Consider the following 26,522-nt stretch of genomic DNA (forward strand, 5'->3'; position numbering starts at 1 on the left):
CCGTACCGGTCAGCCGGCGTCCATGTCCGGTTGTTGCCGGTCCGGGTCGCGCCGGTGACTGGTCGGGTCGCCCTGGTCATCGGGTGCGCGCCCAGGACGTCCCGGTCCGATAGATAGACTCGTCCTCGTGCCTGCCGTCAGCAAGTCCCGAAGCGCCCGCTCCGCCCGTGAGCCGGTCCTGCTCGGGGCGGTGGACGTCGCCCGGGCCGCCGCCGAGGAGGTGGCGCTGCCGGGCCAGGTGGGCGAGCACCTCGGCGCCGTCGTCGAGGGGGACCGGCTCGTCACGCACCGCTTCGTCTCCCTCGTGCCCGGCTACCGCGACTGGTACTGGGCGGTCACCCTCGCCCGCCCGCCGCGCGGGCGCAGCGCCACGGTGGACGAGGTCGAGATGCTGCCGGGCGACGGCGCCCTGCTGGCGCCGGAGTGGCTGCCGTGGTCGGAGCGGCTCGAGCCCGGCGACGTCGGCCCCGAGGACGTCCTGCCCTACGTCGAGGACGACGAGCGCCTCGAGCAGGGGTACGAGGCCACCGGCGAGGACGCCGACGAGATGGCGATCTACGAGCTGGGCCTGGGCCGGCCGCGGGTGCTCTCCGCCTACGGGCGCAGCCTGGCGATGACCCGCTGGTACCAGGGCGACCACGGCCCCTACGCCCCCACCGCCAAGGCCGCCAAGGCCCAGTGCTCGACCTGCGGCTTCTTCATGAAGCTCGCCGGCTCCCCCCGCACCGTCTTCGGCGTGTGCGGCAACGAGTGGTCCCCCGACGACGGCCGGGTCGTTGCCGTCGACCACGGCTGCGGCGCCCACTCCGAGACCGACGGCCCCCGCCCCGCCCAGCTGTGGACCCCCACCCCCCCGGTGCGCGACGAGATGGACCTGGAGATCCTCGCCACCGCCCCGGTGCCGCCGGAGGTGATCAGCCACGACGGCGAGGAGCCCGCGGCCGCCGACGGCGAGGGGCCGGGTGCCGGCACCGAGGCACCGGCCGCCGACGGCGAGGTTCCGGGCGGGAGCACCGCGGACACGGCCGCCGACGGCGAGGAGCCGGGCGCCAGCACCGAGGCACCGACCGTCGAGCCCAAGGCTGCCGACGGCGAAGGTCCGGGCGCCAGCACCGAGGCCCCGGCCGCCGAGGCCGAGGCCGCCGACGTCGATGCGCCAGAGCCGACCGCCGCGGGCCCGAGCACCGAGGACGCCCCGGACCAGCCATGACGGCGACGGCGCCCGCCCCGGGCCCGGACCCCTTCGGCACCGCCGCGCTGCGCTCGGCAGCCCTGACCACCTGGCGCACCGACCCCTCCCGGCTCCGGCAGGACGCCAACCTCGAGGAGGACCACGCCCGCGGGTACTACCGGGACCGCGTCGTCGTCGAGCTCGCCCAGAACGCCGCCGACGCCGCCAGCGCCACCGCCGACGCCACGCTTGGCGGTGCTGACAGCGCCGACGACGCCGACGCTCGCGGCCGCGCCGCCGCCGGCCGCGCCACCGCCAGCGGCCGCGCCGCCGACCAGCACCACCCGGGCCGCCTCCTCCTGCGGCTGACCACCAGCGGCGACGCCCCCGAGCTGCTCGCCGCCAACACCGGCGTGCCGCTCACCGCCGAAGGCGTCGCCGCGATGGCCAGCCTGCGCGCCTCGGCCAAGCGCCGGCCCGGGTCGGTGGGCCGCTTCGGCGTGGGCTTCGCCGCGGTCCGCTCGGTCAGCGACGAGATCACCGTGACCACCACCGCCCGCGGCGGACCGGCCGGTGTCACCTTCTCTCTCGCATCGGCCGCCGCCTTGCTTGCCGACGCCGCCGCGGACCAGCCCGCCCTCGCCGCCGAGTTCGCCCGCCGCGCCGGCGACCTGCCTGCCCTGCGGCTGCCGTTCGCGCTCGCGGACCCGCCGCCCGTCCCGCCCGGGTACACCACGGCCGTGCGGCTCGCCCTGCGCGGGCCGGCGGAGGTCGCCGCGGTGCGGACCGCCCTGGACGAGGTGGGTGACGCCCTGCTCCTCGCCCTGCCGGCCCTGTCCGCCGTCGTCGTCGAGGTCGACGGCACCGCGCGGACGGTCACCGACGTCATCGACCGCTGGGTCGCCGTCCACGGCGCCGGCGAGCTGGACCCCGCGCTGCTCGCGGACCGGCCGGTGGAGGAGCGCGACCGGACCGGGTGGGCGATCACCTGGGCGGTGCCCAGGCTGGGCGGCGCCCCGGCAGGTGAGACCGGCACGATTGAACTCCTGCTCACCGAACCGCCGGCTGCCTCCGCCCCCGCTCCGGCCGAGCGCGCCCCCGCGCCGGTCGTGCACGCCCCGACGCCCACCGACGAGCCGTGCACCCTCCCGGCCCTCCTCGTGGCGACCCTGCCGCTGGACCCCACCCGTCGGCACGTCGCGCCGGGGCCGCTCGCCGACGCCGTCGTCGGCCACGCCGGACGGCTCTATGCCGAGCTCGCCGCGAACACCGACCCGCTCGCGCTCGTCCCGGTCGGCCTGCCCGCGGGACCGCTCGACGCCGCCCTGCACGCCGCCGCCCTCGCCGGGCTCCGGGACGCGCCGGTGCTCGCGGCCGCGGACGGCGAGCGGGTGTCGCCGCGCGCCGCTCAGGCGCTCACCGGGCCGGCCGGCCAGGACCCCGAGGTGCTCCGCGCCCTGGCGCCGCTGGTCGGCGGGCTCGTCGCCGTGCCCGCCGACCGGCTGGCGGCGGCCCGCGTCCTCGGCGTCGCGCTGCGCGACCTCGCCGACGTCGTCGACGCCCTGCCCACCGGCGGCGACCCGGCCCGCTGGCACCAGCTCTATACGGCCCTCGCGCCGCAAGCGGACACGCAGCGGGAGGCCCTCGCCGGCCTGCCCGTCCCGCTCGCCGACGGCCGCACCGTGCGCGGCGCCCGCGGCGTGCTCGTGCCCCGCCCCGCGCTCGCCGACCTCCTCGCGTCCCTGGCCGGCCTCGGGCTGCGCGTCGCCCACCCGGACGCCGCGCACCCGCTGCTGCTCCGGCTGGGCGCCGTCGACGGCGGGCCGGTCCAGGTGCTCGACCAGCCGGCGGTCCGCGCCGCGGTCGAGGCGGCCGCCGGTGCAGACGCCGGCGACGCCATGGCCCAGGTGACCGGCGACGCCACCGCCCCACGCGGAGACGCCGACGACGCCCCGGACCCAGCCCAGTCCCCGGACCGCGCCCGGCCCGACGTCGTCGCCACCGTCCTGGACCTGGTGGTGGCCGCCGTCGCCGACGGCGAGGACACGCTGCCGACCTGGCTCGCCGACCTGCCGCTGCCGGCCGCCGACGGCGTCCCCGCCCCGGCCCGGGACCTCGTCCTGCCGGGCAGCTGGGCCGCCGGCGTGCTCGACGCGCTCGACCCGGTCGCCCCGGAGGTGGTGCGGCGGTGGGGCCCGGCCGCGCTGGCCGCCGTCGGCGTGCGGGCGGACCTGATCACCTTCACCGTGCCCGACGTCGTCGCCGAGCCGGCCGGCGAGGAGGACGTGGTCGAGGGCTGGACCGCCTACCTCGACCACCTCGCCGGCGTCCTCGGCGCCGGCGCCTACGTGGGCGAGGTGGCCGTGGTCGCCGACCTCGACGCCGTCGCCGCCGACGCCTGGCCGCGCGTCCTCGCCCGGCTCGCCGAGGACCCGCCGGCCCGCGCGGCGCTGCTCACCCCGGTCCGCTCCGCCGGCGGCGGCCGCCCCGACCGGTCGGCGCTGTCCTACCCCGCCTGGTGGCTGCGCGAGGAGCTGGGCGCCCCGTTCGCCCACCCCCGCCGGCCCACCGCCGTGCCGTTCCTGCCGCCCGCCCCGGCCGGCACCGAACGGCTGGACGACGCCGTGCTGGCCGCGCTCGGCGCCGTGACCACCCTCGCCGACCTCGACGAGGACGGCTGGGACGCCTACCTCGACCACTGGCCGGCCGACGGGGAGATCCCGCTGCCGGCGGCGCTGACCCTGTGGCGCGGGATCGCCGCCGCCGCGCTGGCCGGGCTCGAGCCGGCCCCGCCGGAGTCGGTCCCGGTGCTCGACTGCGCCCGGGCCCGGCTGCTGCCGGCCGCGGAGGCCGTGGTCGGCACGCCGATGTGGGCGCAGGTCCGGCCGGTGGTCCTTGCCCCGGCCGGGCTCGTCGGGGCGGTGGCGGACCTGCTCGACGTCGACGCCGCGCCCGGCGAGGGCGACGACGACGCCGAGCCGGCCGCGCTCACAGGTACGCCGGGGCCCGGGCCTGCCGGGTTCACCGGGACGCTGGAGCGCGGGCAGGCCCGATCGGCCGGCACGCCGCTGCCCGAGGCGACCGACCCTCACCGTCGCCAGACCCCGGACGCGGCCCGTGCCCTGCTGCCCGGCGCGCCGACGGAGTGGTGGGAGTGCACGGCCCTGACGGTCGACGGCGCCGAGGTGAGCTGGTGGGTCACCGACGGCGAGGTGTGGGCGGCCACCACCGCCGGCCTGGCCCGCGGCCTCGCCCACGCCGCAGGGGAGTGGGACGCCCGGCACGCGGTCGAGGTGGCGCTGACGGACCCGGACCGGCTGGCCGAGCTGCTCGCCGAGTCGGCGGCGGACACCCCGCCGCCAGGCACGGCCGCCTGACCGAGCCGGGGACCACGCGCCAGGACGACGGCGGGCGACCTCATGCCGAGCCCGCCGCCGGGGAGCAGCACCGGCACGGCGAGCGCGATGAGCGCCGATCGTCGCTCGGCTCCCGAGCGGGACGGGGGCGCTGCGCCACATCGCCATCCACTGTCGTACCGGGGCCTCACGCCGCGTGTGATGATCCTGTCCCTGGAACAGTCGACAGCGCCGCAGCGGGCAGGCACCGGGCGCCGCAGCGGGCAGGCACCGGGGGCGCCGCAGCCGGCAGGTGGCCAGGCGACGACGCAGCCGGCAGGCGGCCGGCGTGCCACCAGCTCAGAGAGGAGCGCGTGTGCTCGGCGCCATCGCGGACGACTTCACCGGTGCCACAGACCTCGCCATGATGCTGCGCCGAGCAGGCTTCCGGGTCACGGTCCTCATCGAGGACGGAACCCTCCCCGCGACAGAGCTGTCGAGCCTGGACGCGATCGTCGTCGCCCTCAAGATCCGCACCGCGCCGCGCGGCGACGCCGTCACCGCCGCCCGCGGCGCGCTGCAGAGGCTGCGGTCGTGGGGGGCGACCCGCTTCTACGTGAAGTACTGCTCCACCTTCGACTCCACCGACGAGGGCAACATCGGGCCCGTGCTCGATGCCGTGGCCGACGACCTCGGCGCCGCTCGCTGCGTCGTCGTCCCATCGCTGCCTGCCAACGGCCGGACGGTCTACAACGGCCATCTCTTCGTCGGGGCCGACCTGCTGGAGAACTCCTCGATGCGGCACCACCCGCTCACGCCGATGACACGTTCGCGTGTCGCGGACCTGCTGCGGCCCCAGACGAGCTACACGGTCGGCGAGGTGCGGCGCGGCACCGTGCAGGAAGGCCCGGCAGCGTTGCGGCGAGCGCTCGATGCCGCGCAGGCGCGCTATCTGGTCCTCGACGCCATCGACGACGCCGACCTCGCGGTCATCGGGGCGGCCACGGCCGACGACGTGCTCGTGTCGGGAGGCTCGGGCCTCGCCCTGGGCATGTCCGGCCCAGGGACGCCTGACACGGCGTGGTCACCGCCGGGCACCGGGCGCGGCGCGGTGCTGTGCGGCAGCGTCTCCCGCACGACGCTCGCGCAGATCGCGCACGCCGCACGGTCGCAGCCGGTCCGGCAGATCGATCTGGCGACGGCGATCGCCGACCCGGAGAGGACGGCGTCAGAGCTGGCCGACTGGATCAGCTGCCAGGACCCGGGCGCCATCCCGGTCGTCTGCGCCGCCCGAGCGCGCAGCGACGTCCGGTCGGAGCTCGACGGGGTCCAGGTGGCACCGGTGGTCGAGCGGGTGATCGCCGGCGTCGCTTGGGACGTCGTCCGGGGTGGAGCCGTGTCCGCCATCGTCGTCGCGGGCGGGGAGAGCAGTGGCGCCGTGGTCCGCGCCCTGGGGGTCGACGCTCTACTTATCGGTCCGGAGATCGCCCCCGGTGTGTGCTGGACGACGGCGGCTGCGCTCGGCCGGCAGGTCGCGTTGGCCCTGAAGAGCGGGAACTTCGGTGAGGAGGACATCTTCACCTCGGCCTGGGAGCACCTCTCGTGAGCCTCGTCGACCAGCTCATCGTGGCCGGACGCCGCCTGGTCGAGGCGGGCCTGAGCCCGGGCGAACGGGATCATCAGCGCCCGCGACGGCGACCGGACTCGTCACCGAGGCTCCGCACCGCACCCTGGTCGTCCACGTGCCGGACAGTTCCGGACGGTTCCGGCGGCGAGATGGGCGGGGGCTGGCTAACCTCCGGCCATGGGGGAGCATCGGCGGCAGGACGCGGACGAGGTGACCGCGGCCGCCTCAGGGCGCACCCGCGGTCCCGCGTCCGTACGCACCCGCGGTCCCGCCGCACGGTGGACCTGGCGCCTCGCCGCTGGGCGGGCCCGGGGCGATGCGCCCGGAGGGACCCGGGGCCCGGCGCCCGAGCGCACCTCGACCCCAACGGCCCCCGCAACCGCCCCCGCAGCCGCCGCCGTCGACGAGGACGACAGCTACACCGCCCCGCCCCGTCAGCGTGCCGTGTTCCTGCGCCAGCTGCCCTTCGCCGGGCTGATGCTGGTGGTCGTCGTCGCGCTCCTGTTCTATGCCCCGGACCAGCTGCGCGACCAACGCATCGGTGCCGGGCTCGGCGTCGCCCTGGCCGCGACGGTGCTGGCCCTGCTCGTGCCCTGGCACCGGCTGCCCCGCCGGGCCAGCGCGAGCATCCCGCTGCTGGACATGCTGGCCGTCGCCCTGCTGTCCGGCTCGGGGACAGTAGTCATCTCTGTCCTCGTCCTGCCCGTGCTGTGGCTGGCGACGGTGTTCCGCCTCGGCGCCCTCGTCGTCGGCCTGGTCGCCGCCAGCCTCGCGGCGTGGGGCCCGGCGCTGCTGGCCGGCGGGATATCGCTGACCTTCCCGGAGGTCCAGCGCGTCGGGACCGTGCAGCTCGTGCTGATCGCCGCAGGAGTCACGGCGTACCTCTCGGAACGGCGCTCGCGGGCCCGGCGCGACCTCCTGGTCCGGCAGGGCGACGTCGTCGAGGAGGCCGTGGCGGACGCCCAGGCCCAGCAGCGGCTGCTGGACTCCATCCTCAACACCATCGACGTCGGGGTGGTCGCCCTGGACGGCGCCGGCCGGATCACCCTGATCAACCGCGCCCACGCCCTCCTCGTGGCCGGGCGCCTGCGGGTGGGTGACCACGTCACGGTGCACGGCGGGATCGACGGCTATGCCGCCGACGGCGCCACCCCGCTCGGCGCCGCGGGCTCCCCCCTGGTCCGCGCCGCGGCCGGCGAGATCATCGACCGCGAGCTGACCTGGTGGGACCACGGCCCGGACGAGCCGGCCCGCGCGCTGCGGGTCTCGGCGGACCAGCTCTACGACGCCGACGGCACCCGCAGGGGCGCCGTCGTCGTCTACCAGGACCTCACCGCCGAGATGGCCGCCCTGGCCCAGCGCGAGGACTTCGTCTCCTCCGTCTCCCACGAGCTGCGCACCCCGCTGACCTCCGTGCTCGGCTACCTCGACCTCGCCCTGGACGACCCGGCCACCCCCGAGCCGGTCCGGGCGCACCTGGCCGTCGCCGAGCGCAACGCCGAGCGGCTCCTCCGCCTCATCGGCGACCTGCTCACCGCCGCCCGCACCCGGCGGGGGGAGCTGGAGCTGGACCGCGCGCCGGTGGACCTCGCCGAGGTCGTCGCCGAGGCGGTGCAGGCGCTGGCCCCGCGCGCCCGCCAGGCCGGGGTGGCCCTGCACGTCGACGCCGCACCGGTGACCGTGACCGCCGACCGGTCCCGGCTGCGGCAGGTGGTGGACAACGTGCTCTCTAACGCGGTGAAGTACACCCCCGCCGGCGGCCGGGTGGACGTGGCCACCGAGGCGGTCGACGGCATGGCGCGGGTGCGGGTGCGGGACACCGGGATCGGCATCGCGCCGGCGGAGCAGGCCGGCCTGTTCGACAGGTTCTACCGCGCCCCGTCGGTGCGGCACGGCAGGGTCGTGGGCGCCGGGCTGGGCCTGCACATCAGCCGGCAGATCGTCCAGGCCCACGGCGGCACCATCGAGCTGACCTCCGCGCCCGGTGAGGGGACCGAGGTCCGCATCGGCCTGCCTGCGGAGCCGGCGGCGGCCAGCACCGAGGCGTCGGCCGGGCCGGCAGCCGGGACGGACCCGTCAGTGACGCCCGCGGCCAGCACCGATCCGCCCGCCGGACCGGCGTCCCGCAGTGACCAGCCGGCCGGCCCCGCGACGTGCACCCACCGGCCGGCCGGCCCGGCGACGGCGGTACCCAGGTGAGCCTGGACCTGCCCAGCCTGCTCACGTTCTCCACCGTGGTCATCCTGGGTGTCTCAGTGGTGTTCGTGCTGGAGTCCTGGGACCGGACGGAGCGCCGCGACCGCTGGTGGACGACGGCGTTCGCGGCCGCGCCCGCCACCGCGCTGGCCAGCCTGGCCTCCGTCCTCGCGCCCGAGGAGCGCTGGCCGATCGCGTTGGCCAACGGCAGCTTCGTCCTGATCGGCTTCGCGCTGTGGACCGGGCTGCGGCTGACCCAGGGCCGGTCAGCCATGGTCCCGGTCACCCTCGGTGCGACGGCGCTCGCCACGCTCGCCCCGTTCGTCCCGCTCCGGGCCGACGGCGCCTGGGCGGGCGGGGAGGTTTACCTCGCCGGCGTCGCGACCGGCACGCTGCTCGCCGCCGCGGAGATCCTCCGCGGCCCGCTGCGCCGGGACCGGGCCGGGGTCATGCTCGCCGTGCTGCTCCTTCTCGAGGGGCTGCTCTACGCGGTGCGGCTGGTGCTCATCCTGGTCGCCGGGCCCAGCTCCGCCCTGTTCGCCGACGGCGTGCCGAGCCAGGTCATCACGATGACCAGCACGGTCATGGTGGCGGGCGGCGCGGTGTGCCTGGCGGCGCTGCGCGCCGCCCGGTCTGAGCACCTGCGCGACCGGGCCCGGAACTTCGACCCGGTCACCGGGGCGCGCACCGCCCGGTCGTTCCAGCCCCGCGCCGTCTCAGAGCTGCGGGCCGCCGGGGAGGTCCGCCGGCCCGTGGCGCTCGCCGCGATCACTCCCGCCGACCTCGACGAGCTCCGGGTCGCCTTCGGTGCCGACGCCGCGGACGCCGCCCTGGCCAGGTGCGCCGAGGTGACCCAGCTCCTCGCCCCGCCGCGGGCGGTCATCGGCCGGGACGACGCCGACGGCAAGGCCCTGGAGGTACTCCTGCCCGGGTGGACCGAGGCCGACGCCGAGCAGTGGGCCGCCACCGTCCGCCGCGAGCTCCTCGCGGCCCCGGTGGAGCTGCCCGAGGGCCGGGTGCGGCTGAGCGCCACCGTCGGGATCGCCACCGCCGACCCGCACGGCTACCAGCTTGGTGCGATGTGCGACGCCGCCCGGGAGGCGGCCCGCGGCGGTGGCGCCGGCGGCGGGCAGGGCCAGCGGGGCGACGCGGCGGAGTCGGAGCCGGACCGCAGTCGCTAGCGGAGGTAGCAGCGGCCCACTGGCAGGCTGGGACGTGCCACTCGGGGGACCGCTGGCCGGCCGGTATAGAGGGGAGCAGTTGTGCACATCGGCGACAAGCGTTGGGAAGTTCATGTTCGCGACGCCCTCGAGATCACCCGGGTTCTCTTCGCACGGGACGCGCTGGAGGAACCGGGTCTCGAGATGGCGCCGCCGCTGGATCCACCGGTTCGCCCAGCGGCCGGCGAACCGCCGATCTCCCGGCCGACGCCGGACGAGTGGAGCGCGTGGTGGGAAGCAGCCCTCGCGGCATCGCTGCAGCACGAGGGGCTCACCGGCGAGCAGCTTCCACAGTCCGTGCGGTCCACGGCAGCAGCACTGGAGGGCGAGTTTCGGGCATGGCCTGGTCGGGACGTCGACACCTCCATCGATCCTGATGTTGGCGAGGGCTTGGCTGCCGTGATGGAAGGGCTCCAGGGCGAGGTGCCGGTGCCCGAGTTTACGTTCTTCCTCCTGCCGTGTGCGGAACCGTTCATTGTTGCGATCTCCCCTGACGCAGTCTTGTGCGACCGAGGAATCATCGCGAGCAGGTCGCGGACGCGGACCGCCCTCATCGCTCATCTGGCCGATCAATACGGAACAGCCCACCGGTTCGGAGGATCAGGGTGAGTGGAGGATCGGGGGAAGATGGGGCAAACGGGGTGGCAAGGGTTGGGATGTGCGTGGTCGCGGCCGCATCGAGGACATTTGCTCGGCGCACGAGCTCGTGGATGAGGGAGCGGTAGGAGTCTCGTGCCTACGACTGTTCCGCGTGCCCTAGAGCCGTTCCTCGATCTGTTGCGTTGCCCCGTGTGCCGCGCCGACCTCCAGCCCGATCGGGGCGCGCTGCGCTGCAGGTCGGGCCACACCTTCAACGTCGCCCGCCAGGGGTACGTCAGCCTCGTCGGCGGCAAGGGCGTAACCAGCGGCGACGACGCGGCGATGGCGCGGGCTCGCGACCGGTTCCTGGCCACGGGCTCGTACGCGCGCATCCGTCAGACGGTGGTCAGCTCGGCATCCGAGGCGCTGGCCGGTAAGGGAACGGTGATCGACATCGGGTGCGGCACGGGCTACTACCTCGCCGGCGTGCTCGACCGGAACCCCGGCGCCGTCGGCCTCGGCGTCGACACGTCAGTGCGCGCACTGCGCCTAGCCGCCCGCGCGCACGAGCGGGCCGCCGTGGCGAGCTGGGACGTCTTCCGCCCCTTCCCCCTGGCCGACCACGTGGCCGACATCGTCCTGGACGTCTTCGCCCCGCGGAACCCTGGCGAGTTCCACCGCATCTTGCGCCCGACCGGCAGGCTGGTCGTGGTGCGGCCCACCCAACGGCACCTGGTGGAGCTTCGCGAGCGCGTGCCCGCGATGGTTACGGTCGACCCGGCCAAGGAGCACCGCCTGCGTCAGGCCCTGGATCCGCTCTTCGAGGTCGGCCGCACGGAGCAGGTCGAGTACCCGGCATCGTCGTTGAGGCACGAGGAGGTCATCGACCTGATGGCGATGACACCCAGCGCCCGCCATCTGAGCCACACGGATCTCCCCGACGACGCCTCGCTCCCCGATCGGGTCACCGTCTCCGTGCTGGTCACCGCCTACCTCCCGCGATGACCCTCCGTGCAGCGCTCAAGGTGCAGGAGAAAGGTCTACGCCCAGACGGGGATGACGGCCCAGAGGAGGACGCTTGTTGCTGGTCGACATCGCAGGCAGGATCTGGTCCCCAAAGCGCGAACGGGCTGAGTTGCTGAGGATGCCACCGGCGCCCTGCTCAGCCCAGACGCCAGTGACTGCCCCCACCTCCGTCGCCGGTGGGTACAAGTTCGCCGTCGAAGGCTCTCCTACCATCGAGGACGTGTTGGCGTTGACGCTGAGAGGGGACGAACCATGCTCGTCACGCAACGCCCGGCGGGTGGCGTATTATAGTTCGTGAGTAGGTCTACGGTAGAGATGTCAGTCATAGATGGAAAGGTTGTACGTGGAGGATCGAAGTTCCCAAATCCTAATCGGAGTCGCCGGGTCGGAACCTCGTATTCCCGCTGAAATTACCGTTACCGGCGATCGCTACTTGATTCGTCCCGAGACGTTCCTCGAGCCAGCACGCCAAGCCATAGTCCGGCAGACGGCGGAGTTTTCCTGGGTTATTGATCACGGCGGCCCTCCGCGTGTAGTCGAGGACTTCCTCCCGCGGACGCTGTGGGGCCTCAACGGCGGTGAACCGTTCACCGTCCTAGATGCTAGAATGAAAGTGGACTGGGGGGGCTGGGGGCCTACGCAGAGTTACGAGGCTCATCAGTTCCTCCGTGGAGTTCACGTCACCAATGACCGTGTTCCGGTTGGTGGGCTCCGGCTGGCTTTCCCAGTGCGACAGCCCGGCGGCTGGATTAGGCAGCAGCCGGTGGATGCCCCTCAGGGTATCCTGGCCGCCTGGTCGACCGGCGCACAGCTGGGGCTGCAATGGCAGACAACCACACCTCGTCCCTTGGGGAGCATGGCGTTCCATCACAGTGAGTCGTTCGCGGCTCTGCTGTCGCTGTGGACCGGCAAGCGGGTGGGCGTAAGCCATCTCGAAGTCGACGTACCAAATGAGGGATGGCACCGGGTGGAGCTGGTCTCGACACATTCCCATCACGAGGAGTCTTTCACAGAACTCCTACCGCTGTCCGACCTCACGCTCGAGGTCATCGCGAGATGGCTCGAAATCGCCACCGGCCTTGGTCCGGTACCATACATGGCGATAGCTGACCGGCAAGTGCTCCAGATTGACGCGCTCATTGTGGCTGCCGCGCTTGAAGGCCTGCACCGCCGGCTCTACCCTGGCCATAGCCGGACGGACGAGCACCAGACGCTCGCAGGCGTCAGTAGGACCAAGCTTCGTAAAGCCAGCAGCGCCGCAGTCAAGGCCGCGCTGAAGGCGCTCAACGGGCTACCCGTCAATTACGAGCAGGCGGAGCGCGTCTATCAGGGAGCTCTGGCTAGCATCCATGAGCTCAGCTTCCGGGAGAAGTTGGTAGAACTGTTGCCGCAGGTCGACGAGGTCGCCCCGGGGCTGCTCGGCCCGGATCTAAAGGAATGGGTCGGTGACCTTGTGCAAGTCCGAAACGTGCAGGCGCACCTACTCAAGGACCACGACGACTTCGGTGAGAAAGAGATGTCCCAGTGCTACGTTCTCGGATTGTCGGGCCGCTGGGCTCTCCGCATTTTGCTCCTCTTGCAGGTCGCGTCCTCCGAGCAGATCCGCAAGGCCTTGAGCGAGTCCAGTCAATTCTCTTACGCCCTCGCCAACCTCGACCGAGAGAGCGTCTGGGACAACTTCTCCGCCTATGAGCGATTTCATTCCTCTCAATGACCGGCACCGGCCTGCAGCATCGACAATGCCGAGAAGTTCCTGGCCTGACAAGTTTGTAAGCACTTGGGTGTCGACACGGATCACAGTCACTTAAAGACTCATTGTGGTTTAGGGTACTGTCGGTCCGAGGGGAATTCTCCTTGCGGAAGCTCCGGCGGTTCGTCTGGACAAGAACGAGGGGCGGCGGAAAGAATGGCGTGAGCGCTGGTGCTCATGTAGGTCGATCTGCCTGCTCGCGTTGTAGCTGACCGTCCCTTGCTTACCAGCCGCCCCGCCTGCCACGCTGAAGGATGGCCGCGGACCCCGCCCACCAGCACCCGAACACCGTGCCGCCGCACGACGTCAGCCAGGAGCTGCTCGACCGCGCTGCGAGCTGGGCGGAGGCGATCGTCGCCAACGACGCCGACCGGATCGCCGCCTTCGTCACGGACGACTGGGTCATCGTCTCGGAGTCAGGCATCTCGCCCGGCACCACGTTCCTGAGCCTCGTCGCGTCCGGCGAGCTGACCCACTCGGCCATGGCGGCCGTCGGCCCGACCCGGGTCCGCGTCCTCGGTACGACGGCGCTCCTCACCGCCCGGGTCACGAACACAGCGCACTACCGCGGCCGCCGGTTCGACGCCGACGAGTGGACCACCGACGTCTTCGTCAGGCGCGGCGACACCTGGCTGTGCGCGCTGACCCAGTACACCGCCGTCGCCAAACCCTGACCGCCAGGCCGTCACGGCTGGCCCGGCCGAGTGCCGCGGCGCCGTACCCGCAGCGTCCGCCCCGCGCCCGCCGGCGATGACCGCGTTCGCCCCGCGCCTGCACGCCGGCGGCCACCGCTGAGGAACTGCGGAGCGTCTTCTTGAGCAACTCCTGAGCGTCCCTGAAGGGGCGTTGAGCGCAGCGCTGAGGCTGCCCCGGAAGTCTGATCCCCGTCAGACCAACGGCCGGACGACCCGGCCGCCCACCCTCCGCAGGAGTTCTTCTCATGTCCAGCACCACGCCCACCCCCACCCGCCGCCCGTCCCGCCTCGTCAAGGCCACCGCCGCCGGCGCCGTCGGCCTCGCGCTCCTCGCCGCCGGCGGCGGCACCTTCGCCCGCTGGTACGACAGCGCGCCCATCGCCTCCGCCGCCACCATCAGCCAGGGCGAGCTCAACCTCACCGACGAGGGGGCCGGCAGCTGGACGCAGGCGGACGGCACCCCGGTCAAGGACGTCGCGGCCTTCACCGTGGTCCCGGGCGACACGCTGACCTTCACCCAGTCCGTCAAGGTCCACGCCAAGGGCGACAACCTCAAGGCCACCCTGACCACCAACGCCGGCGAGGTCACCGCCGTCGAGGGCCTGCAGGTGAGCCAGGTGTTCACGGTCAACGGCGTCGAGCGGGCGGCCGGCGGCGCGGACAGCGGCGTGCCGCTCACCGCGGCCGACGACGGCGCCCTGGTGGGCGTGACCGTCACCGTCACCTTCCCCGAGTTCAAGGACCCCGCGGCGGCGAGCAGCGGCGGCGACCACGCCGGATGGTGGGGCACCGCCGCCCAGAACGGCCAGCTCAGCCTGCAGGACCTCACCGTGGTCGTCGAGCAGGACGCCCGCTGAGCCCCGCGGCACCGAGCGCCGCCTGACCGCGGCGAAACGCCGCCTGACCGCGGCGCGACGCGCCGCCCGACCGCGGCGAGACGCCGCCACCCAGACCGGCTGCCCCGGGACCGAACCCCCCCGACGCCCCGGGGCAGCCGCCCAAGAACTGGCTGCCCCGGGACCAAACCCCCCGACGCCCCGGGGCAGCCGGCACGCCAGCCGCACGGCGAGAGGAGGCACGCGATGCGCAGGACCGGCCAGCTGTTCCGGGCGCTGCTCGCGTGCCTCCTCGCCGTCGCCTTCCTCAGCGGCACCGGCGCCACCGCCGCCCGCTGGTACGACGCCCGGACGGTCGCCGCCGGCGCCCAGGTGCACACCGGCCAGCTCGACCTCGAGCAGGGCCCGACCACCATGACCGTCACCCGGCCCGGCCCGGACGGCACGACGACGTCCTTCCCCCTCGGCAGCAAGGCCCTGGTGGTGGGCGACACGGTCACCATCACCACCGCCGCCACAGTTCACGCCCGCGGCACCACCCTCGCCGCCACCCTCGCCCTCGACCTCACCGGCCTGACGACGGCGCCCGGCTCGGCCGCGCTGCGGACCGAGCTGACCCGGGGCATGACCGTCACGAGCGACGGCGCGCCGCTCACGCCGTCGGACGGGCAGGTCAGCTGGCCGGTCACGGCCGCCGACGACGGCGCCACCCGCACCGTGACCATCACCCTCCCGCTCCGCGCCGACCGGGACGGGCAGGCCTGGGGCGCCGAGCTGCAGGGCCAGACCCTCACCCCCGGTGCCCTCCGGTGGACCCTCACCCAGGACTGACGATGACCACCCCCCGCCGCGCCCACCGCAGCGCCCGTGACCGCCGCCCCGCCCGCGACCGCCGCGCCCGCGACCGCGACCGCCGCACCCTCGCTGCCCCGCGTCCCCGCCCGGCCCGCCACCGCGCCACCCGCGCCGCCGCGCGCACCACCGCCACTCCCGGCACGGCCCGGCCCCCGCGCCCCCGCCGCGCCCTCGCTCGGGTCGGCCTCGCCGTCGCCGCGCTCGGCCTGGCGGCCGCCGGCCTGGCCCCGACCGGCGCCACCGAGGCCCGCTGGTACGACGCGGCCGACGTCGCCGTGCCCGCCCTGACCACCGACACCGTCGCGCTGACCGCCGCCCCGGCGACGACGGAGCGCGCCACCACGCTCACCGCCGGGCAGTCCACCATCACCTGGGCGCCGACGGCGGTGACCGTCACCGCCGGCGGGGCGCCCGTCGACCCCGCCGTGCTGTCCGGCACGACCATCGACTACGTCCCGGTCGCCGCCGGCGCCGCCTGCCCGGCCACCGCCGCCGGCGCCTTTCGCGCCACCCCCACCGCCCCGGCCGCCCCGGTCACCGCCACCGGCCCCGAGCAGCGGCTTACCCTCCCCGCCGGCACCAGCGCCCAGCTGTGCGCCGTCGTCACGCCGAGCCTGGCCCTACGGACCGCCCTGGCCGGGCAGACCCTCGCCCTCACCACCACCCTGGACAGCCGGAGCCCCGCGCCCGCCACCTGGCAGGCGACGACCGGCTGGGCCACCACCTACCAGGTCCCGGCCGCCCCCACCCTGTCCGGCCCCACCTGCTCGCCGGTCAACCCCTGGAAGGTCCGGCTCAGCTGGGCCTGGACGGAGCAGGACGGCTCCCCGAGCACCGTCCCGGTGACCGCCTGGGAGCTCCAGCGCCGGACCGTCTTCGGCTGGGTCACGCTGCAGGCCGGCATCCCGGCCGCCGCCCGGGACACCACCCTGACCGGCGGCTGGGCCGGCGCCGCCGAGCTACGGGTGGTCGGCACCGGCCCCGGCGGCACGACCATCACCTCCACGGGCACCGCCAGCATCTGGACGGTCGTCGGGGTGGTGCGCTGTGCCTGACCCCGCCCCCGCCGGTCCGTCCGCCCGTCCGCCCGCCCCCCACCAGATCCCCGGAGCCACCGTGATCCGTCGCCTCGGCCGCGCCGTCCTCGTCCTCCTCCTCGCGCTCGTCGCCGCCCTCGCCCTGGCCATGGTCATCGTGCCCCGGGTCATGGGCTGGGTGCCGCTGACCATCCTCTCCGGGTCGATGGAGCCGACCATCCCGACCGGCAGCCAGGTCGTCGTCGCGCCGGTCGAGGGGGCCGACGGCGCCGCCGGCGTGCAGGTCGGCGACGTCATCACCGTCATGCCCTACCCCGACGACGACACCCTGGTCACGCACCGCGTCGTCGCCCGCACCGAGGCGGCGGACGGCGCGGTGGCGCTGACCACCCAGGGGGACGCGAACGCGTCGGCGGACCCGTGGACGGTCACCGGCACCCAGCTGCGCGGCGTCGTCCGGTACCACGTGCCCTACGCCGGCTACCTCGCCACCGCGCTGGACGGGCACCAGAAGCAGATGGGGACGGTCGTCGTCGCGGTCGCGCTGCTCGGCTACGCCGCCGTCCAGGTGCTGGCCGCGGTCCGCGGCGCCCGGGCGGGGGAGCGGCCGGCCGCGGGGGGCCGGCACCGGGCCGCGATGTCGCCCGACGGCGAGCGGCGGCCGGTCGGCGACGAGCAGGAACCGGACGCCCGGCAGGCCGCCCAGGTCGAGCCGGCCGACGCCGCGCAGGAACTGGAAGCCCGGCAGGCCGCCGATGTCGAGCCGGCCGACGGCGAGCGGCAGTCGGCCGGCGGCGACCAGGAACCCGACGTCCGGCAGGGGCTCGGCGTCCAGCAGACGGCCGCCGGTGACCAGGCCGACGGCGCCCACGTCAGTGGTGACGGCTCCCGCCGGACGCCCGGAGCCGGGACTGCCCCCGAGGACGACGCCGAGGAGCCGCAGCCGGACACCGGCCGCGCGCCGGCCGGCCCAGGAGGGGTGCGGGTGCCGGAGCTGGCCGGCCGGCCATGACCGAGATCGACCCGGAGGCGCTCGCTGCGCTGGCCGCGGACCTCGGCGAGGAGGCCGCCGCGGTCTTCGCCCGGCGGTGCGCGGAGCAGCTGGTGCCCCGGGCGGCCCGGCTGGTGGCGGCGGTGGCGGAGTCGGACGCCGCCGCCGCGCACGTTGCCGCGCTCAGCCTGCACAGCTCGGCCGCCATGGTCGGCGCGACGGCGTTGGCGGACCTGCTCCACCGGCTGGTCCCGGGGCTGCGGGCCGGGCACCTGACGATGGCCCGGCGGGTGCTGCCCACGGTCGTGGCGCTCGCCGCGTGCGCGGCGCAGGAGCTGCGGGAGCTGCTCAGCCCACCGGTCGCAGGCGGTAGCCCACGCCCCGGACCGTCTCGATGAACCGTGGCTGGCTGGCGTCCTCGCCGAGCTTGCGCCGCAGGTTGGCCACGTGCACCTCGAGGGAGCGCAGGTCCGCGGCGGTGACCTCCAGCCCGGTGGCGTACTCCTCGCCCCACACGTGCCGGACGAGCTCGCCCTTGCGCAGCACCCGGGACGGCTCCGCGACGAGCGCGGCGAGCAGGTCGAACTCGCTGCGGGTCAGGTGCACCGGGGCGCCGTCCAGGTCCACCAGCCGGGCGGCGGTATCGACCGTCAGCGGCCCGTGCCGGAGGACGGGCGGCGGCCCGCTGCCCCCGTGGGCGACCGTCGCACTGACGGTCGCACCGGTCGCCGGCCCCGTGCCGACCAGCGGAGCACCGGCCGCCCCGCCGCCGCGGACGAGCTGGCGCGGCCGGCGGAGCATCGCCTCGATCCGGGCCCGAAGCTCCCGGGGCCGGAACGGCTTGGTGACGTAGTCGTCCGCCCCGACCTCCAGCCCGAGCAGGGTGTCGACCTCCTCGGCGCGGGCGGTGAGCATGACCAGGTAGGTGGCGGAGAAGGTGCGGACCCGGCGGGCGACCTCGATGCCGTCGATGTCCGGCAGCGAGATGTCCAGCGTGGTGACCAGCGGGTCGTGCGTGCGGACCGCCTCGACCCCGGCAGTCCCGGTGGCCGCGGTGTGCACGGTGAACCCGGCCTGTGCCAGGGTGGCGCCAATGAGGTAGCTGATGTCGTCGTCGTCCTCCACGACGACGGCGACGCGTTGCTCCCCCGGCACCTCCCCCATGTCGCGACAACGTAGCAAGCACTAATCGGGGTCGCAGCGGTTCGGGCTGTGAAGCAAGCCACAGCCGACGGTGCGGCGGACCCAGCCCGCCGGCTGAGCAGGCGGCAGGTCGGGGGAGAGGTGGGCAGGCGACCGCACGGGGACGGCCGCCGTCGCCGAGCCGGCCCGGCCGCCGTCGCTCAGCCGGCCCGGCCGCCGTAGGGCAGCATGTTCACCTTGTACATCGGCACCAGCTCGACGTTCTTGCCGGCGTACGGGGCGTGCAGCCGCTGGTCGTTCCCGGCGTAGATCGCCACGTGGTAGATGCCGGACGGCTGGCCGTTGCTGGACCAGAACACCAGGTCGCCCGGGGCCAGGTCCTTGATGGCCACCCGCTTGGTGGCGTCCCACTGCTGCTTGGTGGTGCGCGGCAGGGTGACGCCGGCGTGGGCGTAGGCCTTCTGGGTCAAGCCCGAGCAGTCGTACCCGGGGTTGCCGGTGCCGCCCCACTGGTAGGGCACCCCGAGCTGGGTGCGGGCCCAGGCCAGCGCGGCGGCCCCGGCGCCGGAGGCGGCGGGGGCGGTGTAGCCGGCCCCGATCTGACCGATGACGTTTCCGCCGGCCGGCGGGGTGGGCCCGGGCTTGTGCGCCTCCACCGGGTCCTGCCCGCTGGCCACCGCGCTGGCCTCGGTGACGACGGCGTCCGGGACCGCCGCGGTGCCACCGACCACCGTCACCTGGCCCGGGCGGGACCGGTCGAGCGCGGCGGCGGTGGCGGCCGGCAGGGTCGGGCTGCCGGTCGGGGTGAGCAGGACCGGCGCGGCCGCGCTGCCCGCCGCCGCGGCCGCGGCGAGGGCGTCGGGGAAGTTCTGGGCCGAGGCGAGGTAGGCGGCGTCGCCGCCGCGGGGGAAGGCGCCGGCGACGGCGGCCGCGGTGGCGTACCGGTCCTTGCCGGCCAGGCGGGTGACGCCCCCGGCGGTGGCGCTGCGCGCGGCGGCCACGACGGTGTCCGAGACGGCGCCGCTGGCGCCGAGCACGACGATCCGGCCTGGCTTCAGGCGGTGCAGCTCGGCGGCGGTGCGGGCGGGCAGCCCGCCGGGCGCGGTGAGCAGCACCGGCCCACCGGTGGCACCGGCGAGCGCGGCCCCGGCGAGGGCGTCGGGGAAGTCGGCCCCGCTGGCCAGGTAGGCCACCGGCACGCCGGGCTTGAAGGACGCGGCGGAGAGGGCGACGGCGGTGCCGTAGCGGTCCTCGCCCGCCACCCGGGTGACCCCGCCGGTGGCGTAGGGCGCGAGCTGGGCGGCCACCCCGTCGGCGACGGCGCCGCTCCCGCCGAGGACCACGATGCGGTCCGGGCGGAGGCGGCCCAGCTCGGCGGCGGTGGCGGCCGGCAGGCCGGTGGGGGTGGCGAGGAGGACGGGGGCGTCCGCCCGGCCGGCGGCCGCGGCGCCGGCGAGGGCGTCGGGGAAGTCGGCGCCGCTGGCGACGTAGGCGACGTCGACGCCCGGGCGGGCGGTCGCCGCGGAGATCGCGGTCGCGGTGGTGTACCGGTCCTGGCCGGCCAGCCGCGTCACCGCGGCCGACGCCGACCCCGCGGCCGGAGCGGCGACCGTCAGCGTCATGGCCAGCAGCCCGATCGTCGCCACCCAGGCGCGCATCCGTCTCACAGCTCCCCCGTCTCTGGCGGTCAGCCGCCGTCGTCTCTTTCCGGCGGTTCCGCCGGTCGATCATGGTGGCGGGGCGTGTCGGCCATGTCACACCCGCCGGGCTCATGATAGGGGCACCAGCGGTCAGGAATCGACGGCCGGGGGAATCGACGGCCGGGGGAATCGACGGCCGGAAGTCGACGGCTGGCGGCCGGCGGCCGGTTCAGGACGCGCGACACCGCACGAGCTTCGAGCACGGCAGCGGACGGGGGTGCCTCCCGTATTGGCGTGCTCGCTACCCGGGTGCCGTGGAGGCCGCGCGGCGGAGAAGCGCGGAACGGCCTTCGCGCCGCCCGCGCGAGGGCAGTATTGGCCCATGTCGTCGAGATATCCCACCCCGCCCGATCTGGTCACCCTCGTTGCCGCTCGCGAGGGGCGCCAGCAGCCAGCCGTCCAGTTCCGCCCCCGCACGTGGGACTCGAAACTCGCTGATGTCGAGCCGACTATCCGCGCCGTGCTGCATGACGAGACGATCACGACCCCAGGAGAGGACGCCGAGGGGGATCGCGGGGTCGACCGGTCGGCCCTGCTGAAGGTCGCTGGCGCCGCCGACCTGGCCGACTCTGACGAGCTGCTCCGAGCCTTCCTGCTTGTGCAGGTATGGGGCTCCGGCCTGACCGGCTCTCGCACGTTGCGGCACACCGCCACGGCCTTCGCGCACCGCGACCGGCTCGTCACGGCTCTGCGCTCCAGCGCGGATCTTCTCAGGCGAGCCGATGAGACGTCCGCCCTGGCCGAGGCGTACAAGAGCTGGTCATGCCCCGGCGTCGGGCCGTCGTTCTTCACGAAGTGGTTCACGTTCGCCGGAAGGCGCGAGGGGCGCGGCTGGCAGCCGCTGATCTTGGATAACCGCGTCTACCGCTCGCTCAACCGCACGCTCGATGTGCGCTTGGTTGACCTCGCGGACAGCAGGTCACGCGCTGCCCGCTACCGCGCCTACGTCGAGGCGGTCCACGCGTGGTCGAGCGAGCTCGGCGTCCCGGCTGACCGCCTGGAGTGGGTCCTCTTCCGCGACAACGGGGAGGATTCTGCCAAGCCCTGAGCCTCAGGCCGCCGGGCGGCCCAGGGCAAGATTCGCGATGGTCGCCACCGCCGGGCGGATCTGGTCCAGCGCGCGCTGGAAGACCTCGGGCGGCTGCCGGAACGGGTCGACGACGTCGTCGAGCTCGGCCGGCACCTGCTGGCGGTACCGGGCGGCGAGCGGGACCAGGGCGCGCAGCCGGGCCGCCGGGGAGGCGGTGGGGTCGAGGTCGGCCGGGTCGACCTGCTCGGCGAGCCGGGCGAGCTCGCGCAGGGTGAAGACGCGCCGGACCGCGGCGGGCACCAGCTCGACGACCCGCGCGCGGTGCTCGCGGGTCAGGGTCAGCACAAGGTCGGCGCGGCCGATCATCCGCTCGGTGATCAGCCGGGAGGTGAAGCCGGTGGTGTCCACGCCGAGGTCGCGCAGCAGCGCCGCCATCGGCTCGTGGATCGGCTCGCCGTAGATCGGGCCGGTGCCGGCGCTGGTCACCTCCACCCCGCTCGCCGGCCCGAGGGCGGAGCGCAGCAGGCGCTCGACGGCGGGGGAGCGGCAGATGTTGCCGGTGCACACGGTGAGGATGCTGAAGGTGTCGGTGGCCGGCCCGTCGGCCGCCGCCCGGCCTGTCGTCGCACTGTTCGGCGTCTGTACGTTCATCGTGCGTCCTCTCCGCTCGCTGCGCCGCCCCGCCCCTTCGGCGGCCCCGACCAGGTTATCGGCCGGGCCGGGAGGGCTCCGGGTCGGGTGGTTCCGCAGTGCCCCGCGCTGGCCGGCGGCGACGACGGCGGCCCCGCCGTGGTGCCCCCCGCAGCCCGGGCGCCGGGCCCGCCCGCGCGGGCCCGGCAGCGGCGTCATAGCCTGCCCCGGGCGCCGGCCGTCGCGCGCCAGGACGGAGCTTCACGATGCCCCAGCGGACCATCCTCATCACCGGCGCGTCCGACGGGATCGGCGCGGTCGCGGCCGCCGAGCTCGCCGCCCGCGGCGACCGCGTGCTCGCCGTCGGCCGGTCCCCGGAGAAGACCGCCCGGGTCGCCGAGCGCATCGGCGTCGAGCACTTCGCCTGCGACTTCGCCCGGCTGGACGACGTGCGGGCCCTGGCCGCGGAGGTCCGCGCCCGGACCGACCGGCTGGACGTGCTTGCGAACAACGCCGGCGGGATCTTCGGCGAGCGCACCATGACCCCAGACGGCCACGAGCAGACGCTGCAGGTCAACCACCTCGCCCCGTTCCTGCTCACCACGCTGCTGCTGGACCGGCTGCGCGCCGGGGACGGGTTGGTGGTCAACACGTCGAGCGTCGCCTCGCGCCTGTTCGCCCACCTCGACCTCGACGACCTGGGCAACGCCCGCCGGTACACCCCGCAGAAGGCGTACGGCGATGCCAAGCTCGCCAACATCCTGTTCACCAAGGGCCTGCACGCCCACCACCACGACGAGGGCATCGACACCGTCGCGATCCACCCGGGCAACGTCGCGACCAACTTCGCCGCCGAGACGAGCAGCCCGTTGCGCTTCATCTACCACACGCCGCTGCGGCGGCTCGTGCTGATCAGCCCGGAGAAGGGCGCGGCGAACCTGACCTGGGCCATCGACGGCGAGCCGGGCCGGACCTGGGTGCCCGGGGAGTACTACGAGCAGCTAAAGGTCCCGCGGCGGGTCAACCCGCAGCAGGACGACCCGGAGCTGGTCGAGGCGTTCTGGCGCCGGAGCGCCGAGTTGGTCGGCGTCGCCGCGTAGGCCTCTGGGCGCGGCGCGGCGCGGGGCGCGGCCCGGCGCGGGGCACCGCCCGGCGCGAGGCGCGCCGGGTGCGGCCGCCGTCGTCCCGTGCCCGCCAGCGGTAGCCGCCGGCCGGCCCACCGGCCAGCGGTCGCCGCCGGCCGGCTCAGCCCACCGGCTCCGCGACGGTCGGTTCCGGGGCAGCGGCCGCGCTGTGCCGGGCCCGGCGCCGCTCCCGACGGCGCTCCACCAGCACGTAGATCACCGGCACCACCACGAGGGTGAGCAGCGTGGAGGTGATCAGGCCGCCGATCACGACGACGGCGAGCGGCTGGGAGATGAACGCTCCGCCCCCGGTGATCCCGAACGCCATCGGCAGCAGCGCGAACACGGTCGCGGCCGCGGTCATCACGATCGGCCGCAGCCGCTTGCGCGCCCCCTCGGTCACCGCCTCGTCCAGCGAGCGCCCGCGCTCCCGGTACTGGTTGATCAGGTCGATCAGCACGATCGCGTTGGAGACGACGATGCCGACGAGCATGAGCAGGCCGATCAGCGCCGGCACCCCCAGCGGGGTGCCGGTGAGCAGCAGCCCGGCCACCGCGCCGGTGGCGGCGAACGGGATGGAGACCAGCAGGATGAACGGCTGGAGCAGCGAGTTGAACGTCGCGACCAGCACGATGTAGACGATCGCGATCGCCAGCACGAGCGCGAGGCCGAGCTGGGAGAACGCGTCCGCCTGGTCGGCGGCCAGGCCGCCCACGGTGACCTCGGCCCCCTCCGGCAGGTCGAGCCCGTCCACCCGCTGGGTCAGGTCGGTCGTCAGCGCGCCGACGTCCTGCCCGGCCGGGGTGACCGAGACGGTCACCGTCCGGCGGCCGTCGGTGCGGGTGATGGCGCTCGGGGTCTCGACCATCTCCACGTCCGCGACCTGCTCCAGCGGCACGACGCCGGCCGGGCCGGTCAGCGGCACCGCCTTGAGCTCGTCCACGCTCGCCGGCCCCTCGCCGAAGGACGCCGTCACGGTCACCGGCGCGCCGTCCAGCTCGACGGTGCCGACCTCGGGGTCGGTCATCATCCCGGCCACCGTGGTGGCCACCGCGGCCTCGGTCAGGCCGGCGGCGGCGGCCGCGTCCCGGTCCACCGAGACCTGGACCACCGGCTGGTCGGCGGTCAGCGAGTTGGTCACCGCCCGCGCCTCCGGGGACTCCTCGGCGGCCTCCTGGACCACCTGCGCCGCGTCCCGCAGCGTGTCCGTCTGGTCCGCGGTGACGATCAGGTCGACGGTGGAGCCGCCGAGCCCGAGCCCGCCGGTGCTCACGTCGATCTCGGTGGCCGGGTCCTCCGCGAGCGGCTCGACCGCCTCGCGGACCGCGTCCGCGGCCCGGGTGCCGTCCGCGTCCTCGGCCAGGGTCAGCGCGAACGTCGCGCTCTCCGACCCGCCGCCGAACAGCGCGGCCGGGCCGCCGGAGCCGACGGTGGTCTGCACGGTGGCGACGTCGTCGACGTCGAGCAGGGCGGACTCGACGGTGCGGGCGACGTCGTCCTGGGCCTCCAGCGAGGTGCCCGGCTCGAACGAGGTGGTCACGGTGAGGGTGTCCTGGCCGGTGTCGCCGATCAGGTTGGTCTCCAGCCGGGGGACGAGCGCGACCGTCCCGGCCAGCACGGCCACGGCCACCCCGAGGGCGACGACCGGGCGGCGCAGCGACGCGCCCAGCAGCGGCAGGTACGCCCGCTGCCACAGCCCGCGGCGCTCCTTCGCCTCGGCCGCCGCGCGCACCGCCCGGGCGCTCTCCTCGTCGGTCGCCACCGTCCGCGCCCGCAGGAACCAGTACGCGAGCACCGGCACGATGGTCAGCGCGACGAACAGCGAGGCGCCCATCGCGATGGCCACGGTGAAGGCGAACGGCCGGAAGAGCTCGCCGACGAAGCCGCCGACGAAGCCGATCGGCAGGAACACCGCGACGGTGGCGAGGGTGGAGGCGGTGATCGCGCCGGCGACCTCCCGCACCGCCCCGAGCACCGCGCCGCGGCGGTCCTCGCCGTAGCTCAGGTGCCGGGAGATGTTCTCGATCACCACGATGGAGTCGTCGACGACGCGGCCGATGGCGATGGTCAGCGCCGCCAGGGTGAGCAGGTTCAGGGTGTTGCCGGTGGCGTTCATGACGGTGAACGCGACCAGCAGGGACACCGGGATGGACACCGCAGAGACGGCGGTCGAGCGCCACGAGGCCAGGAACAGCAGGATGACCACGACCGCGAAGATCAGGCCGAGGCCGCCCTCGGTGGCCAGGCCCTGGATGGACTCGGTGATGAACGGCGCCTGGTCGAACACCACGCTCACGCTCACGCCCTGCGCGTCCAGGCGGTCGGTGAGGTCGGCCAGGGCGTCCTCGACGGTGCGGGAGACCTCCACCACGTTGGCGTCCGGGGTCTTGGTGACGCCTACGGCGAGGGAGGGCTCGCCGTCGACGCGGGAGATCGAGGTCGGCTCGGCCTCCTGGTCGACGACGTCGGCGACGTCGTCGAGCTTGAGGGTCGCGCCGGTCGGCGAGGTCAGCGGGAGGGCGGCGAGCTCGGCGACGTCGGTCAGCGGCGTGCCGACCTGGACGGAGAGCGTCTGCTCGCCCTCGGTGAGGGTGCCGGCCGGGATCCGGACGCCGTTGTCGTCGAGGATGCCGAGGACCTGGTCGGGGGTCAGCCCGGCAGCGGTCAGCGCGGCCATGTCGACGTCGAGGACGACCTCGCGCTCGGGCACGCCGGTGAGGGTCACCGACCGGACGCCGTCGAGGTCCTCCAGCGTGGGCACCAGGATGTCGTCGACGGCGCCCTGGAGCTCGGCCGCGTCGGCGTCGCCGGCGACGGCGAGCTGGACCACGGGTAGGTCGTCGAGGGAGCCGGCGATCACCTCGGGGTCGACGTCCTCGGGCAGCTGGGCGGTCGCGGACTGGACCGCCCCGCGCAGGTCGGCGACGGCGGTCGTGACGTTGGTGCCGTACTCGAACATGACCGTCGTGGTGGAGACGTTCGACGCCGAGCTCGAGGTGATCTCCTCGACCCCGTCCAGCCCGGCCACGGCGTCCTCGACCACCGCGGTGACCTGCTGCTCGACGACCTCGGGCGAGGCGCCCGGGTAAGCGCCGATGACGGCGGCCGCCGGGAAGGAGATCGACGGGATCAGCTCCTGGCGCAGCGACCCGAGGCTGACCACCCCGAGGACGGTGACGGCCACCGTGATCAGCGCGGTGAGCGCGCGGCGGCCGAGCGAGAACTGGGCAAGGCGGGACACAGGTCCTCCATCGGTGGGTGCGCACGACTCCGGCGTGCACAACCAGCGGTGCGCACGACCACGCCGTGACAACGAAGCGTAAGCGCTCAAAGTTCGCACCCGCCTCCTCGCCGTCCCGGCGGTGGCGGGCCGCCGGCGGGCCCCCGGCCCGGGACCGCGCGGCGCCGCAGACCCCTCACCCGGCTCACCCCTGCCCCGGCGGCGGTGACCCGGACCGATCCTCCGGTCTTCATCCGGGCCCCCTCTCTGCTCCCGACCGTGGCGGCTGGTGGGCTGGGGCCCAGGCGTAGACGTCGCCTGGGCGGCGGGGGTGCCCTCCTCGGAGATTCCGGAGGG

20 protein-coding genes are annotated in these 26,522 nt (G+C 75.0%); 16 read left to right on the plus strand and 4 right to left on the minus strand.

The features are described 5' to 3' along the window. The first annotated feature begins 127 nt into the window (after positions 1–127). From MF406_RS03465 to MF406_RS03530, 14 genes are all read left to right on the plus strand, one after another. Positions 128–1,210, plus strand: coding sequence for a DUF3027 domain-containing protein (locus MF406_RS03465; protein ID WP_242896616.1), 1,083 nt, complete (start codon positions 128–130; stop codon positions 1,208–1,210). Further along, entirely contained in the window at positions 1,207–4,548 is a 3,342-nt protein-coding gene (locus MF406_RS03470; protein ID WP_242896617.1) for a sacsin N-terminal ATP-binding-like domain-containing protein, read from the plus strand. Before MF406_RS03465 ends, MF406_RS03470 begins: the two co-directional genes overlap by 4 nt. A 334-nt stretch (positions 4,549–4,882) precedes the next feature. After that, positions 4,883–6,112: a 3-oxo-tetronate kinase gene (gene otnK / locus MF406_RS03475; RefSeq protein ID WP_242896618.1), complete on the plus strand. Its 1,230-nt coding sequence runs from the start codon at positions 4,883–4,885 to the stop codon at positions 6,110–6,112. 198 nt (positions 6,113–6,310) lie between these two features. After that, a complete protein-coding gene (locus MF406_RS03480; protein WP_242896619.1) occupies positions 6,311–8,332 on the plus strand; it encodes a cell wall metabolism sensor histidine kinase WalK in 2,022 nt (673 codons plus the stop codon). Continuing rightward, a complete protein-coding gene (locus MF406_RS03485) occupies positions 8,329–9,510 on the plus strand; it encodes a GGDEF domain-containing protein (protein ID WP_242896620.1) in 1,182 nt (393 codons plus the stop codon). Before MF406_RS03480 ends, MF406_RS03485 begins: the two co-directional genes overlap by 4 nt. A gap of 81 nt (positions 9,511–9,591) precedes the next feature. Then, on the plus strand, positions 9,592–10,158 hold the full coding sequence (locus tag MF406_RS03490; RefSeq protein ID WP_242896621.1) for a hypothetical protein: 567 nt from the start codon (positions 9,592–9,594) through the stop codon (positions 10,156–10,158). Positions 10,159–10,338: 180 nt separating this feature from the next. Then, a complete protein-coding gene (locus tag MF406_RS03495; protein ID WP_242896622.1) occupies positions 10,339–11,133 on the plus strand; it encodes a putative RNA methyltransferase in 795 nt (264 codons plus the stop codon). Between the two features lie 349 nt (positions 11,134–11,482). Beyond that, the gene (locus MF406_RS03500; protein ID WP_242896623.1) at positions 11,483–12,868 is read left to right on the plus strand and encodes a HEPN domain-containing protein; all 1,386 of its coding nucleotides are present in this window, start codon (positions 11,483–11,485) and stop codon (positions 12,866–12,868) included. A 290-nt stretch (positions 12,869–13,158) separates the two neighbouring features. Further along, the gene (locus MF406_RS03505) at positions 13,159–13,578 is read left to right on the plus strand and encodes a nuclear transport factor 2 family protein (protein WP_242896624.1); all 420 of its coding nucleotides are present in this window, start codon (positions 13,159–13,161) and stop codon (positions 13,576–13,578) included. 266 nt (positions 13,579–13,844) lie between these two features. Further along, positions 13,845–14,456 carry an alternate-type signal peptide domain-containing protein gene (locus MF406_RS03510; RefSeq protein WP_242896625.1) on the plus strand — a complete coding sequence of 204 codons (612 nt, stop codon included), beginning with the start codon at positions 13,845–13,847 and terminating at the stop codon, positions 14,454–14,456. 225 nt (positions 14,457–14,681) lie between these two features. Further along, a complete protein-coding gene (locus MF406_RS03515; RefSeq protein WP_242896626.1) occupies positions 14,682–15,266 on the plus strand; it encodes a hypothetical protein in 585 nt (194 codons plus the stop codon). A gap of 2 nt (positions 15,267–15,268) precedes the next feature. Beyond that, complete coding sequence (locus MF406_RS03520) at positions 15,269–16,345, plus strand: hypothetical protein (RefSeq protein WP_242897939.1); 1,077 nt, start codon at positions 15,269–15,271, stop codon at positions 16,343–16,345. A 61-nt stretch (positions 16,346–16,406) separates the two neighbouring features. Further along, the gene (locus tag MF406_RS03525) at positions 16,407–17,339 is read left to right on the plus strand and encodes a signal peptidase I (protein ID WP_242896627.1); all 933 of its coding nucleotides are present in this window, start codon (positions 16,407–16,409) and stop codon (positions 17,337–17,339) included. Further along, positions 17,336–17,716 (plus strand): hypothetical protein, encoded by a 381-nt coding sequence (locus tag MF406_RS03530; protein ID WP_242896628.1) that lies wholly within the window; start codon positions 17,336–17,338, stop codon positions 17,714–17,716. The genes MF406_RS03525 and MF406_RS03530 overlap by 4 nt, the downstream gene beginning before the upstream one ends. Here the strand turns inward: MF406_RS03530 and MF406_RS03535 are convergent. Both MF406_RS03535 and MF406_RS18845 read right to left on the minus strand, forming a co-directional pair. After that, a complete protein-coding gene (locus MF406_RS03535; protein ID WP_242896629.1) occupies positions 17,667–18,482 on the minus strand; it encodes a response regulator transcription factor in 816 nt (271 codons plus the stop codon). The two genes, MF406_RS03530 and MF406_RS03535, sit on opposite strands and share 50 nt — an antisense overlap. A gap of 179 nt (positions 18,483–18,661) precedes the next feature. Then, on the minus strand, positions 18,662–20,119 hold the full coding sequence (locus MF406_RS18845; RefSeq protein WP_305852984.1) for a cell wall-binding repeat-containing protein: 1,458 nt from the start codon (positions 20,117–20,119) through the stop codon (positions 18,662–18,664). A gap of 364 nt (positions 20,120–20,483) precedes the next feature. Between MF406_RS18845 and MF406_RS03550 the strand changes: the two genes are divergently transcribed. After that, on the plus strand, positions 20,484–21,209 hold the full coding sequence (locus MF406_RS03550) for a hypothetical protein (protein ID WP_371744587.1): 726 nt from the start codon (positions 20,484–20,486) through the stop codon (positions 21,207–21,209). Positions 21,210–21,212: 3 nt separating this feature from the next. On the opposite strand, the gene MF406_RS03555 is transcribed toward MF406_RS03550, so the two are convergent. Continuing rightward, positions 21,213–21,842, minus strand: a complete 630-nt coding sequence (locus tag MF406_RS03555) for a low molecular weight phosphatase family protein (RefSeq protein ID WP_242896631.1) — start codon at positions 21,840–21,842, stop codon at positions 21,213–21,215. Positions 21,843–22,087: 245 nt separating this feature from the next. Between MF406_RS03555 and MF406_RS03560 the strand changes: the two genes are divergently transcribed. Further along, positions 22,088–22,921: an SDR family NAD(P)-dependent oxidoreductase gene (locus MF406_RS03560; RefSeq protein ID WP_242896632.1), complete on the plus strand. Its 834-nt coding sequence runs from the start codon at positions 22,088–22,090 to the stop codon at positions 22,919–22,921. 145 nt (positions 22,922–23,066) lie between these two features. Here the strand turns inward: MF406_RS03560 and MF406_RS03565 are convergent, their stop codons facing one another. Then, positions 23,067–26,186, minus strand: a complete 3,120-nt coding sequence (locus MF406_RS03565) for an efflux RND transporter permease subunit (RefSeq protein ID WP_242896633.1) — start codon at positions 26,184–26,186, stop codon at positions 23,067–23,069. Positions 26,187–26,522 lie beyond the last annotated feature (336 nt).

The organism is Georgenia sp. TF02-10, from assembly GCF_022759505.1.
Classification (GTDB): Bacteria; Actinomycetota; Actinomycetes; order Actinomycetales; family Actinomycetaceae; genus TF02-10.

What these genes read in the sequence shown, in the direction of transcription:
- MF406_RS03515 (WP_242896626.1), top strand. Translation starts at nt 14,682, where the DNA reads ATGCGCAGGACCGGCCAGCTGTTCCGGGCGCTGCTCGCGTGCCTCCTC.
- MF406_RS03560 (WP_242896632.1), top strand. Translation starts at nt 22,088, where the DNA reads ATGCCCCAGCGGACCATCCTCATCACCGGCGCGTCCGACGGGATCGGC.
- MF406_RS03480 (WP_242896619.1), top strand. Translation starts at nt 6,311, where the DNA reads ATGGGGGAGCATCGGCGGCAGGACGCGGACGAGGTGACCGCGGCCGCC.
- MF406_RS03505 (WP_242896624.1), top strand. Translation starts at nt 13,159, where the DNA reads ATGGCCGCGGACCCCGCCCACCAGCACCCGAACACCGTGCCGCCGCAC.
- MF406_RS03550 (WP_371744587.1), top strand. Translation starts at nt 20,484, where the DNA reads ATGTCGTCGAGATATCCCACCCCGCCCGATCTGGTCACCCTCGTTGCC.
- MF406_RS03500 (WP_242896623.1), top strand. Translation starts at nt 11,483, where the DNA reads ATGGAAAGGTTGTACGTGGAGGATCGAAGTTCCCAAATCCTAATCGGA.
- MF406_RS18845 (WP_305852984.1), bottom strand. Translation starts at nt 20,119, where the DNA reads ATGCGCGCCTGGGTGGCGACGATCGGGCTGCTGGCCATGACGCTGACG.
- MF406_RS03510 (WP_242896625.1), top strand. Translation starts at nt 13,845, where the DNA reads ATGTCCAGCACCACGCCCACCCCCACCCGCCGCCCGTCCCGCCTCGTC.
- MF406_RS03555 (WP_242896631.1), bottom strand. Translation starts at nt 21,842, where the DNA reads ATGAACGTACAGACGCCGAACAGTGCGACGACAGGCCGGGCGGCGGCC.
- MF406_RS03535 (WP_242896629.1), bottom strand. Translation starts at nt 18,482, where the DNA reads ATGGGGGAGGTGCCGGGGGAGCAACGCGTCGCCGTCGTCGTGGAGGAC.
- MF406_RS03470 (WP_242896617.1), top strand. Translation starts at nt 1,207, where the DNA reads ATGACGGCGACGGCGCCCGCCCCGGGCCCGGACCCCTTCGGCACCGCC.
- MF406_RS03530 (WP_242896628.1), top strand. Translation starts at nt 17,336, where the DNA reads ATGACCGAGATCGACCCGGAGGCGCTCGCTGCGCTGGCCGCGGACCTC.
- MF406_RS03520 (WP_242897939.1), top strand. Translation starts at nt 15,269, where the DNA reads ATGACCACCCCCCGCCGCGCCCACCGCAGCGCCCGTGACCGCCGCCCC.